The organism is Kribbella sp. NPDC048837, from assembly GCF_055586945.1.
The window spans coordinates 237,737-249,308 of record NZ_JBVJHF010000002.1 but is presented as its reverse complement, the minus strand read 5'-3'; the positions used below and the strand labels follow the sequence as shown (position 1 = coordinate 249,308).

At 69.5% G+C, this 11,572-nt stretch carries 12 protein-coding genes; 7 read left to right on the top strand and 5 right to left on the bottom strand.

The window, feature by feature from the left end; all coding sequences use genetic code 11:
• Positions 1–102: 102 nt before the first annotated feature.
• Entirely contained in the window at positions 103–1,173 is a 1,071-nt protein-coding gene (locus ACZ6O0_RS09145) for a LacI family DNA-binding transcriptional regulator (protein WP_465764320.1), read from the bottom strand.
• A 102-nt stretch (positions 1,174–1,275) separates the two neighbouring features.
• On the opposite strand from ACZ6O0_RS09145, the gene ACZ6O0_RS09140 reads away from it, so the two are divergent.
• The gene (locus ACZ6O0_RS09140; protein WP_465764319.1) at positions 1,276–1,917 is read left to right on the top strand and encodes a DUF624 domain-containing protein; all 642 of its coding nucleotides are present in this window, start codon (positions 1,276–1,278) and stop codon (positions 1,915–1,917) included.
• Positions 1,918–1,981: 64 nt separating this feature from the next.
• Positions 1,982–3,466: a DHA2 family efflux MFS transporter permease subunit gene (locus ACZ6O0_RS09135; RefSeq protein WP_465764318.1), complete on the top strand. Its 1,485-nt coding sequence runs from the start codon at positions 1,982–1,984 to the stop codon at positions 3,464–3,466.
• Between the two features lie 61 nt (positions 3,467–3,527).
• Here the strand turns inward: ACZ6O0_RS09135 and ACZ6O0_RS09130 are convergent, their stop codons facing one another.
• Positions 3,528–4,088, bottom strand: coding sequence for a hypothetical protein (locus ACZ6O0_RS09130; protein ID WP_465764317.1), 561 nt, complete (start codon positions 4,086–4,088; stop codon positions 3,528–3,530).
• Positions 4,085–4,474 carry a hypothetical protein gene (locus ACZ6O0_RS09125; protein ID WP_465764316.1) on the bottom strand — a complete coding sequence of 130 codons (390 nt, stop codon included), beginning with the start codon at positions 4,472–4,474 and terminating at the stop codon, positions 4,085–4,087. Before ACZ6O0_RS09125 ends, ACZ6O0_RS09130 begins: the two co-directional genes overlap by 4 nt.
• A gap of 149 nt (positions 4,475–4,623) precedes the next feature.
• Here ACZ6O0_RS09125 and ACZ6O0_RS09120 point away from each other — a divergent pair, with 149 nt between their 5' ends.
• Both ACZ6O0_RS09120 and ACZ6O0_RS09115 read left to right on the top strand, forming a co-directional pair.
• Complete coding sequence (locus ACZ6O0_RS09120; protein ID WP_465764315.1) at positions 4,624–7,122, top strand: Tex family protein; 2,499 nt, start codon at positions 4,624–4,626, stop codon at positions 7,120–7,122.
• 59 nt (positions 7,123–7,181) lie between these two features.
• Positions 7,182–7,724 carry a dihydrofolate reductase family protein gene (locus ACZ6O0_RS09115; RefSeq protein WP_465764314.1) on the top strand — a complete coding sequence of 181 codons (543 nt, stop codon included), beginning with the start codon at positions 7,182–7,184 and terminating at the stop codon, positions 7,722–7,724.
• A gap of 244 nt (positions 7,725–7,968) precedes the next feature.
• Here ACZ6O0_RS09115 and ACZ6O0_RS09110 read toward each other — a convergent pair whose 3' ends face one another.
• Positions 7,969–8,745 carry a GNAT family N-acetyltransferase gene (locus ACZ6O0_RS09110; protein ID WP_465764313.1) on the bottom strand — a complete coding sequence of 259 codons (777 nt, stop codon included), beginning with the start codon at positions 8,743–8,745 and terminating at the stop codon, positions 7,969–7,971.
• 41 nt (positions 8,746–8,786) lie between these two features.
• Entirely contained in the window at positions 8,787–9,206 is a 420-nt protein-coding gene (locus ACZ6O0_RS09105) for a helix-turn-helix domain-containing protein (protein ID WP_465764312.1), read from the bottom strand.
• A gap of 67 nt (positions 9,207–9,273) precedes the next feature.
• Between ACZ6O0_RS09105 and ACZ6O0_RS09100 the strand changes: the two genes are divergently transcribed.
• From ACZ6O0_RS09100 to ACZ6O0_RS09090, 3 genes are all read left to right on the top strand, one after another.
• Positions 9,274–10,476, top strand: coding sequence for an MFS transporter (locus ACZ6O0_RS09100; protein ID WP_465764311.1), 1,203 nt, complete (start codon positions 9,274–9,276; stop codon positions 10,474–10,476).
• Between the two features lie 299 nt (positions 10,477–10,775).
• Positions 10,776–10,970, top strand: a complete 195-nt coding sequence (locus ACZ6O0_RS09095; RefSeq protein WP_465764310.1) for a hypothetical protein — start codon at positions 10,776–10,778, stop codon at positions 10,968–10,970.
• Positions 10,967–11,281: a hypothetical protein gene (locus ACZ6O0_RS09090; protein ID WP_465764309.1), complete on the top strand. Its 315-nt coding sequence runs from the start codon at positions 10,967–10,969 to the stop codon at positions 11,279–11,281. Before ACZ6O0_RS09095 ends, ACZ6O0_RS09090 begins: the two co-directional genes overlap by 4 nt.
• Positions 11,282–11,572: the final 291 nt, after the last annotated feature.

The following is an 11,572-nucleotide window of genomic DNA, read 5'->3' as shown; positions in this document are numbered from 1 at the left end:
AGTGCAGCGAAAGTATGGGAAAGGGCTTTCCTCGTCAATACCTCACCGCTCGAATGATCACAATCGATCAGTTCCGCAACTACAACGACCAGGATTGCCTGGTCACGTGGGGGTGAGGGCTGATTGGAGGGCGCCGCAGGAGGTGCGGATGTTGAGGTCGGGGAGGAGGCTGAGGTGCTGGATGGGGGCGGGGCCGGACTGGAGTTTGCGGAGGAGGAGTTCGCAGGCGGTCTCGCCGAGGGCGTACTTGGGCGGGCAGACGGCGGTGAGCGGGACGACGGCCAGCGCGGCGGTGACGTCGTTGTAGGCGATGACGGCCAGGTCGTCGGGGACGCGGAGGCCGCGTTCCATGGCGCGTTCGACGAGGCGGGCGCCGTGTTCGTCGGAGTGGACCAGGACCGCGCGGCTGCCGAAGGACTCGCACTCGGCCAGGAACGCGTCGAGCTGGGCCAGCGCGGCCGGGTCCTCGCCGTGGGCGGGCAGGTCGACGGGTGACAGGAAGAGATCGACGTCCAGAGCGGACGCGGCCGTCTCGATCCCCCGCCGCAGCCAGTGCGCCGTCACGGTGGCCTGCAGGTTGATCGCGATCCGCCGGTGACCGAGCGCCGCGAAGTGCCGCAGCGCCAGCATCGCGCCGTACGCGTGATCGGTACGGACGTGGTCGTACTCGCGTGCCACCTGGGGGAACCCGAACGCCCGCTCCATCAGCACCACGGGTACGTCGATGTCGTCGAGCCGCGAGTCGAGCTGGTCCACGTCGCCGTCGCCGAGCGCGGTGCTGATCAGCAACCCGGCCACGCCGACCCCGAGCACCTTGTCGATCCGCTCCCGCTCCATCGCGACGTCGTACCCGGACACGCCGAGCACCAGGCGTGCGCCGTACCGGCCGGCCATCGCCTCGGCGCCGCGGATCACGTCGGAGTAGTACGACGCGGCGCTCGGTACGACGATCCCGATCGTGAGCTGACTGCCCTGCGTCCCGGCGCCGGCCGGACTGGTCCCGATGGCGCCGCCGTGCACCCGGCGGAGCAGGCCGGCCGAGTCCAGCTCGGCCAGGTCCCGGCGTACTGTGATCGCGGAGACGCCGAGCTCGGCGACCAGCTCGGCCACCCGGAGCCGGCCGTGCCGCCGCAGGCTCCGCAGGATCAGCTCGTGGCGCTCCGGTGCAAGCATGCGGCCCCCTGCGCGGTGTCGGCTGATGAGTGGCGTGTGATTGTTCGTGATCATACGATCAACGCAGCCTCGGTGGAATGAGGCGGAACGAGGAGGCGATCGGTGACTGTCCCCCAGCGTGATGGCGGCGCCAGCCGGACGAACACCGTGCTGGCGAAGCTGTCGGTCGTCGGCGACCTGCTGATGCTGCAGCTGGTCTTCGTGGTGCTCAGCCTCGGGATCATCACGCTGTTCCCCGCGGCCTTCGCCCTGCAGCGGGTGCTGCCGGACGCGATCAGCCAGGAACGGCCCGCGTTGCTGCGGCGGTACTTCAAGCAGTTCGGCTGGGCCATGCGCCGGTTCTGGCTGTCCGGGTTCGGTCTGTACGCCGGTGGCGTGATGCTCGCGTTCGGCCTCTCGTTCTGGGCGTACTCCGGCGGCCCGGTGCGCGTTTTCGCGCTGGCGATCCTGATCCCGCTGACCGGGATGATCCTCGGCCTGTATCTGAGCGGACTCGCGGTCCTCGCGGAGGCGGACGACACCGCGACCATGAAGACCGTCTTCCGGTCCGCGAACCTGTTCCTGCTCCGCCGGCCGCTCCCGGTCGCCGGCGGGGTCGTCGTACTGCTCACCTGGTTCGCTCTGGCATCGCAGGTGCCGACGCTGCTGGTGATCGGATCCGGCCTGGTCCCGGCGCTGACGGCGTACTGGCTGTCCCGGGTACGCCGGGCTCCGGAAAAAAGTTCTGAGGACGTGTCAATCTGAGGTCTCCCGGTTCGACGTAAGGGTGTAAGGCCCCTCAACGACGGACCTCAAGGAGAACCCCGAGATGTACGCGACGACCGAAACCCTGGCGACTTCGCCGGCCGCGCAGGGCGGCCGCTCGCGCTGGCTGGCCCTCTACACGCTGTGCGCGGGCATGTTGATGATCGTGCTCGACGTCACCGTGGTGAACGTGGCCCTGCCGGCCATTCAGGACGACCTCGGCTTCACCAGCGCCTCGCTGGCCTGGGTCGTCAACGCCTACCTGATCGCCTTCGGCGGTCTGCTGTTGCTGGCCGGTCGCCTCGGTGACCTCCTGGGCCGGCGGAACATCTTCGTGGCCGGACTGGTCGTTTTCACCGCCGCCTCCGTGCTGTGCGGTCTGGCTGGTTCCCAGGAAGTCCTGGTGATCGCCCGGTTCGTCCAGGGGGTCGGCGGCGCGCTGACCTCCGCGGTGATCCTGGGCATGATCGTGACGCTGTTCCCCGAGCCGCGGGAGCAGGCCAAGGCGATCGGCGTCTACGCGTTCGTGGCGTCGGCCGGCGGATCGATCGGTCTGCTCGCCGGTGGCGTCCTGACCCAGGCGATCAGCTGGCACTGGATCTTCTTCGTCAACCTGCCGATCGGCGTGCTGACCGCCGTACTGGCCGTCAAGGTGATCGAGAAGGACAAGGGCCTCGGGATGGGCCGCGGCACCGACGTACCGGGTGCTGTGCTGATCACCGCGGCGCTGATGGTCGGCGTGTACACGATCGTCAAGCCGGCGGCTGAGCTGGGCTGGACCGCTGGGCAGACTGTGGTGCTGGCCGTTGTGACGCTGGTCCTGCTGGCCGGGTTCATCGTCCGCGAGGCGACCGCCGCCAACCCGCTGGTGCCGCTGCGGATCTTCCGCTCCCGGACGCTGACCGGTGCGAACCTGATCCAGGCGCTGTCCGCGTCCGGCATGTTCGGCATCTTCTTCCTCGGGTCGCTGTACCTGCAGCGAGTGCTCGGGTACGACGCTCTGGAGATCGGACTGGCGTTCCTGCCGACCACTGTGGTGATGGGGCTGCTGTCGGTGAGGTACTCCGAGAAGCTGGTGATGCGGTTCGGCCCGCGGCGCCCGCTGATCGCCGGACTGGTGCTGATCGTGGTCGGACTGGTCCTGTTCACCCAGGCTCCGGTCAACGGCAACTACTTCGTCCACGTCCTGCCTGTGCTGGCCCTGCTGGGTCTCGGTGGCGGCATCTGCTTCCCCGCACTGATGGGCCTGTCGATGTCCGACGTGAAGCCCGAGGACGCCGGCCTGGCGTCCGGCCTGATCGGCACCATGGGCGAGGTCGGCGCCGCGCTCGGCCTGGCCGTCCTCGCCACCCTGTCCGCGACCCGCACTGCCGCGGTCTCCGACACCAAGCCGGCCCTGGAGGCCCTGACCGACGGCTACCACCTCTCCTTCTGGATCGCCGCCGCCATCGTCGCCGCCGCGGTAGCCATCGCCTGCACGGTGATGCGCCCCGCCAAGCAGCCCACCGAGGCCGAGTCCCCCGAAGACCTCGTCCTCGACGCCGCCTGACCTCTTCCGTACGGCGAACTCCCCGGGACCACCCAGGCCCGGGGAGTTCGCCGTACCAGCATCAACTCCGGTGCCGAGCCGCCTCGGTGTACCACTGCCACCAGGCCAGCCCCCGACGCCGCGCGCCACCAGTCAGCAACACCATGGCCAGCAGGACGAACACCGATCCGCCGCCGATCAACCCCCATCCGATCCGCGGCGTCCGCTTGTCAGCGCTCCACTCCCGCGCATCGACGGCAGCCAGCGCGACCGAGGGATCCGATCGTTGGTAGATGATCTGGAGCGGCATCGCATAGCGGGTGCCGGGCGCAGGTGTCTGAACCCCTTCCGGCATCCCCTGCCGATCGTCCTCGCAGTTGTCCAGAGTGGTTCGGATCTGCCGTGCGTCTTCGGTGGCGAAGGCGACCCGCACCTCACCGATGAGCGGGCTGCCCTTCCCGGGGAACACCTCGACCTGGACCGCGTCCGCCACGGTCGTCACGCCATTGGCGAGCAGCTCACGGCTCAGGTCTTGCCGACCAAAGAGCTCGACCAGCATGAGTACGCCGACCATCACCGCGACCAGCGCGGGAACACCGATCCACGTCGCCCCCCGCCCGGCCCACTCGACGTTCCCGCTCATCCGCTCGACTGGGTTCGCGCGCGGCGGCGGAGCAGGCCGAGGAGGGTGAGGACCAGAGCGAGCGGGAGAGCGATGAGGGCGCTTTCGGGACGGTCCAGGAACAACCTGAGGAGGACGAAAGCGGCGACGGACAGCAGCGGGAACATGAGGACAGGGCCGAGGACCGGACGTGCGTCCAGGGCCGCTGCGCGAGCGCGGAACGCCGTCGGCGCGATGCCCGACGGCAGGATCAGGACGACGAAGAAGACTGCCGTCAGGATGTCCTCCAGGCGGCGCGTGGCGACGGCCTGGACGACCATGCCGACCGGCACCACCAAGCTGAACACCCGCAGCGCCGTCGGCGGCGGCTCGAGTGTGCGTTCGACGAATCGGTCGATCTGCCCCATGTGGTTCCTCCCCGGAGTGATGATCGCATGGGGTTGTCCACAGGGGGTGGGATGCGGGTTTCGGGGGTGGGGGTGGGATGGGGAAGGATATGGGGCCTGGCCGGGGCAGAATGCTCGGCGGTGTTGTTGGGCGTAGAGGGGATCGGACAGTGGTGGTGCAGTCGGTCGAGCAGCGGATCGCCGAGGAGCTGGAAGTCGGCGAGAACCAGGTCCGGGCAGCGGTGGCGCTGCTGGACGAAGGGTCGACGGTCCCGTTCATCGCGCGGTACCGCAAAGAGGTCACCGGGATGCTCGACGACGCGCAGCTGCGCACGCTCGAGGAACGCCTGCGGTATCTGCGCGAGCTGGAGGAACGCCGCCGGACCGTGCTCGAGTCGATCGAGAGCCAGGGCAAGCTGGACGACGCCCTGAAGGCCTCGATCCTCGCCGCGGACACGAAGTCGCGGCTCGAGGACATCTATCTCCCGTTCAAGCCGAAGCGGCGGACGAAGGCGATGATCGCCCGGGAGAACGGTCTCGAGCCGCTCGCCGACGGGCTGATGGCGGATCCGGACGTCGAGCCGATCGCGGCCGCGGCCGTGTTCGTCAACGCGGAGGTCCCGGACCCGCAGGCCGCGCTGGACGGCGCGCGGGCGATCCTGGTCGAGCGGTTCGCCGAGGACGCCGACCTGATCGGTGAGCTGCGCGAGCGGCTGTGGACGCAGGGCCGGCTCGCGTCCGCGGTGCGGGAGGGCAAGGAGACCGACGGCGCCAAGTTCTCGGACTACTTCGACTTCGACGAGCCGTTCACGAAGATGCCGTCGCACCGGATCCTCGCGATGTTCCGCGGCGAGAAGGAGGACGTGCTCACGCTGACCGTCGAGCCGCTCCCGGCCGGGGTCGAGGCCGACGGACCGACGGAGTACGAATCGACCATCGCCCGCAAGGTCGGCGTGGAGAACCAGGGCCGCCCGGCCGACAAGTGGCTGGTCGAGACGGTCCGCTGGGCCTGGCGGACGAAGATCCTGGTGCACCTCGGCATCGACCTGCGGATGCGGCTGCGCCAGGTCGCCGAGGACGAGGCGATCCGGGTGTTCGCGGCCAACCTGCGCGACCTGCTGCTGGCCGCCCCGGCCGGCACCCGCGCGACGATGGGCCTCGACCCGGGCTTCCGGACCGGCGTGAAGGTCGCCGTCGTGGACGCGACCGGCAAGGTGGTCAACACCGGCGTCATCTACCCGCACGTCCCGCAGAACCAGTGGGACAAGTCGATCGCCACGCTGGCCGCGCTGGCCGCCGCGCACAACGTCGAGCTGATTGCCATCGGCAACGGTACGGCGTCGCGCGAGACCGACAAGCTGGCCGCGGAGCTGATCAGCAAGCACCCGGAGCTCAAGCTCACCAAGGCGGTCGTGTCGGAGGCCGGCGCGTCGGTGTACTCCGCGTCCGCGTTCGCGTCGCAGGAGCTGCCCGGGATGGACGTGTCGCTGCGGGGCGCGGTCTCGATCGCGCGCCGGCTGCAGGACCCGCTGGCCGAGCTGGTGAAGATCGACCCGAAGTCGATCGGCGTCGGGCAGTACCAGCACGACCTCGCCGAGAACTCGCTGTCCCGCTCGCTCGACGCGGTGGTCGAGGACTGTGTGAACGCGGTCGGCGTCGACCTCAACACCGCGTCCGCGCCGCTGCTGACCCGGGTCTCCGGGATCACTCCCGGCCTGGCCGACAACATCGTCCTGCACCGCGACCAAAACGGTCCGTTCAAGTCGCGCAGCGCGTTGAAGGACGTGACGCGGCTCGGCCCGAAGGCGTTCGAGCAGGCGGCCGGGTTCCTCCGGATCCCCGACGGCGACGACCCGCTCGACGCGTCCAGCGTGCACCCGGAGGCGTATCCCGTCGTACGCCGGATCCTCGACGCGACCGGCACCGACGTGAAGTCGCTGATCGGGTCGGCGGACCTGAAGCGGCTGAAGGCGGCGGACTTCGTCGACGACATGTTCGGTCTGCCGACGGTGACCGACATCCTGGCCGAGCTCGAGAAACCGGGCCGGGACCCGCGGCCGGCGTTCAAGACCGCGGTGTTCGCCGAGGGCGTCGACAAGATCGCCGACCTCAAGCCGGGGATGAAGCTGGAGGGCCAGGTCACCAACGTGGCCGCGTTCGGCGCGTTCATCGACATCGGCGTGCACCAGGACGGGCTCGCGCACGTGTCCGCGCTGTCGAAGAACTTCGTCAAGGACCCGCGCGAGGTGGTCAAGCCGGGCGACATCGTCACGGTCAAGGTCCTCGAGGTCGACATCCCCCGCAACCGCATCTCCCTCACCCTCCGCCTCGACGACGAGATCGGCAGCAACTCCCGTACGGCGGGCGCCCAAGGCAACCGGGGAGCCGGGGGCCAGGGCGGCCGCGGCCCGGGCGGCGGTCAGGGCGGACGCGGTCAAGGCGGTCAGGGTGGCCGCGGTCCCGGCGGTCAAGGCGGCCAGGGCGGACGCGGTCCGGGCGGTCAGGGCGGTGGCGGTGGCCGTGGAACCGGTGGCCGCGGTCAGGGTGGGCAAGGTGGGCAGGGTGGCCGCGGCGGTCAGAGCCGCGGTTCCAACCCCCCGGCCGACACCCCGATGGACGAGACCTCGCTCGCCGACGCCTTCCGCAAGGCCGGCTTCACCGTCCGCTGACGTCGATGGGTGACGATCGGATCCGACGTACCAGCTGAGTCCACCCAGGAGGAGAGCTGATGCGCGACCTGATCGTCACCCAGAACATCACCGTCGACGGCGTGATCGAGGCCGGCGACTGGTTCGGCCCGGCCGACGGCGGTCCGGAGGTGCTGGACGCCGTCCGCGAGCAGATGTCCCGCGCGGACGCCTTCCTCACCGGCCGCGTGACGTTCGAGGAGATGCGCGGCTACTGGCCGGCCCAGACGGACGACACCACTGGCATCGCGGCGTACCTGAACCAGGTGCGGAAGTACGTCGTCAGCTCCACCCTGCAGGCCCCGGGCTGGGAGCCCACCACGATCCTCCGCACCCTGGACGGCGTCCGCGGCCTGAAGCAATCCCAGGGCGGAGACATCGTCTGCACCGGAAGCATCCAGCTCACCCACCAGCTGATCGCGGCCGGCCTCGTGGACGAGTACCGCCTGTTCGTCTACCCGACCGTGGCCGCAGCCGGTCGTCGCATGTTCGAGGAGAGCCCGGCTCGCCACCTGAGACTGGCGGCGAGCCGCGCGTTCCCGAGCGGAGTGGTGCTGCTGACCTACGGCGCCGATGACAGGTAGGCGCCTCCCTCTCAGCTGTGGACGGACGGCCGGTCAGCGGTCGGCACTTCCCGGCGCCAGGGGCGCGGGCCGCTGTCCAGGGCCGCACTGACGACGACCCGGCGGGCGTACGCGAGCGGGTTGCCGCCGCGACCCACTCGCCGCCTCGACGAACTCGACGTACGCCTGATCGCGGTCGACCATCGCCCCTCCACTCTTCCTTGTGCCCTCAATACGAAGGCGGGATCGGGACGGGTTGCATCGCTCAGCGGAGATCGTCGAGATGGCCACCGGGGTCGCCGAGGTGGACGGCGGTCGCCTTCGGCTCATACCCGAGCCGGCGGTACACGCGATCGGCGCCATCGTCGCCCGGCGTCAGCCAGGCCAGCGTGGCACCGCCGAGCTCGAAGGCCTGCTGGGTCGCGTACGCCGTCGCGAGCCCGCCGAGTCCGCGGCGCCGGTGACTGTGGACCGTCCCGACCCCCGCGACTTCGGTGACGCCGTCGGCGACCGCGGTCCAGGAGGCCGAGGCAACCGGTACGCCGTCGACCCGGATGAGCACGCAGCCGCCGTCCGCGGGATCCGGCTTGAGCGCGAAGCCGGCGCCGTCGATCTCGAAAGCGTCCGCGGACACGGCGTTCGCCTCCGTCTGCTGCTCTTCCGAGGTGACCACCTCCGTCGTGACGCCGGCGGGCAGCTCGGGGAACATCAGACCATCGGGCTCGACGACGAGCAGCGGCGGGTGGGAGACGATCGTCATGCCGTTGGCCTCGAGCGCCTCGGCCAGGCCGGGGTTGGCCTCCTCGACGAGTTCGGCGCTCAGCCAGCGCCCTTCGGCGCCGAACGCCTGGCGAATGGTGTCGATCGCCCACGGGATCTCGTCCGGATCGAACGGCTGGCCGGGGTCGGCCGCGAGCATGCCGGACAGGTACCAGGTGTCGTCGTCGTGCAACAGCCCGACCAGGGGCCCGGCGATCACCTGCCGCTTCGATCGCGCCGACCCGGCCAACTGCGCCGCGGCGATCCGTGCACCAATCTCCATGCCTCGGACCCTACGGCCCTCCGATCACGCAGTGCGACCGGTTATCGGTCGGCGAGTTGGAGGAGATCGAGAAGACGATTCAGGTCGGCGGAATTCGGCGGTCGACCCAGCACGGTGGCGAGCGAATCGAGCGTGGCGACCAATTGCCGCCGGGTGGAGGCCCGGTTCCTGTTGCCGGAAAGGCCGGAAAGGGCGGCGACAACCTCGGTGGCCCGGTCAGAGGTGGCGAGCAGTTCGGCCCCGACCGACGGTGGCGGAGGCGGTGGCTCGTCGGCGATGCGCACCTCGAGGCGCGCGCCGAGGGCCGTGGCCAGGCGATCGAGGGCGGCCAGCGTCGGGTTGCCGCGGCCGTTCTCCAGGTTGGCGATGTACGGGACGGACAGGCCGGCGTCGACGGCGACCGACGCGATGGTCCGGCCGGCCGCCTTGCGTCGGTCGCGGAGGATCTCACCCAGTTCCACAAATGACAGCCTATTCTCACAGAACACTCTTGCCAAGATCTATCTCAGCAAGATAGCTTCCCGGATCGTGAGGACGCTCCGGAACCGCGACTTCCGCCGGCTGTGGATCAGCGGCGGGATCTCCGGGATCGGCTCGTGGTTGCTGGTCGTCGCGATCCCGTTCTACGTGTTCGACCTGACCGGGTCGACGGTGGCGACCGGGCTCGCGCTCGCTCTCGAGGCGTTGCCGGCTCTGGTGCTCGGGCCATGGGCCGGGGTGCTGCTGGATCGGTGGGATCTCAGCCGGGCGATGTGGATCGCGGATCTGGTGAGTGCCGCGGCGGTCGCGCTGATCCTGTTCGCGGACGTCGATCGGGTGTGGCCGATCTATCTGGCGATCCTGGTCGAGAACGTCGCGACGATGGTGTTCCGGCCGGCCGCACGCGCGTTGCTGCCCGCGGTCGTTGGCACGGGCAACGAACTCGCCGCGGCGAATGCCCTGAACGCCTTCAGTAGCAGTGCGATCCGGCTCGCCGCGCCACCACTCGGCGCCCTCCTGCTGGCCGGACCGGGCATCACCTTCGTCCTCGCGGTCGACATCGTCAGCTACTTGTTGTCGGCGGCAATCATCTCGACAGTCCGGCGCCCGGCTCCACGAGGAGACCGCGAGAAGGCCGATGGTGCGTTGGCGGGCTTTCGGTTCGTGGCCCGGCATCGAGCCTTGCGGGGGATCCTGGTCGGGCAGACGATCTTTCTCACGGCGAACGCCGGGCTGACCGCGTTGCTCGTCCCGTTCACCGTCGGCCGGCTGCACGCTCCCGGGTACGTCCTCGGCTACCTGATCTCCGGCCTCGGCGCCGGCTACCTGATCGGCGCCGCTCTGAGCACGAAGGCGGCCACCTGGCTGGGAACTCGCGACCTGCTCGCCCTCACCCAGCTCGCCACCGCCGCGGCATTCTTCGCGCTCTTCAACGCCCCGAACATTCCCACCGCGATTGTCGCCGCCGCGCTCATCGGCCTGCCCGGCAGCGTCCTCCTGATCACCGCGGAGACGGCAATCCAGCGGACCGCACCGACCGCCATGCTCGGCCGTGTCGGTGCCCTCTTCTTCGCGGCCGACTCCCTCGCCCTCCTGATCGGCGCCCTCGCCGCCCCAGCCGTCACGCTGGCCCTCGAACTCCCCGTGACGCTCAACCTCCTGGCCGCCTTCGCCGTCCTCGCGGCACCTTTCACGCTGATCGCCGTACCATCACATCCGGCGGTATTCACGAGAACTTCTGCCGGTGCGTGAGCGCCTGAATGCAAACGGTTAGCAGGACATCCACATATTCGGCCCCGGTCGAAATTCCACAGTGGCCGAATCGTTATTGGCACATTGCTGCAAACATTCTTGACACGGCTTTCCGAGCCTCCGGAGGGCCCGCGAGGAAGGCCCTGACCAGCGGATTCGTAGGGTTTCCCTACTCTGCGTTAGGGCTCTGTAAAGGTCCCTTCTGAACTATTCCGGAGGGCCGTGCCGGTGAGGTGTCCTTTTCTCAGCGCCGGACAAAGCCGTCCGGGGCGCCACCCCTCACCGCCGAAGGACCGCTGATGCCCGAGACGCTCGAAACCCCCGCCATGCACCGCCGGGTGCGGGTCTGGTTCGGCGCTCACCCGATCGCGGACCACACGGCCGGTGCGGAGCAGGCAGCGCAGTACGAGGAAGCCATGCGCCGGCGGTTCGCGTCCCTCCGGGTGACGAGCGAGCCGGTGCTGGTGGACAGCACCGCGGGCTCGGGTCAATGACGACCCGGCCGACCGTACTCGGTTATGTCCGGGCCGACGCGCTGAGCTGCGCGGAGGAGCTGGCCGCGGCGACGGATTCCCTCGTCGCCTTCGCCAGCGCCGCGGGGTTCACCCTCGGCACCGTGTACACCGAGCGCGACGCGGCCGAGTCCGCCGCCTTCCACGCACTGCTCGAGGAGGTCAAGCGGTCCGACGTCCGTGCGGTCGTCGTCCCCGGGATGAACCACCTCGGGCCGGTCGGGACACCGGCCGAGATGCGGCAGCACCTCGAGTTCCACCAGGCGCACGTCTGGGCGGTCGACTCGAGATAACTCCACACAGGCAAGCGGAGCTGACGTCTTGACCCCTGCATCGGCGTCGGTTCCGCTCTCCACCTCCACAGCTGCACCGGGGATGCCCGGGCGGTAGTGGACCACCAAGGCCCCACCGGCTGCTACCGGTGGGGCCTTGTCGTTGGTCCGGTGAAGGAAGAAAAGAAGAGAGAGATGATCAGGCCCACCGGCTGCTACCGGTGGGGCCTTGTCGTTGGTCCGGTGAAGGAAGAAAAGAAGAGAGAGATGATCAGGCCCACCGGCTGCTACCGGTGGGGCCTAGTCGTACGT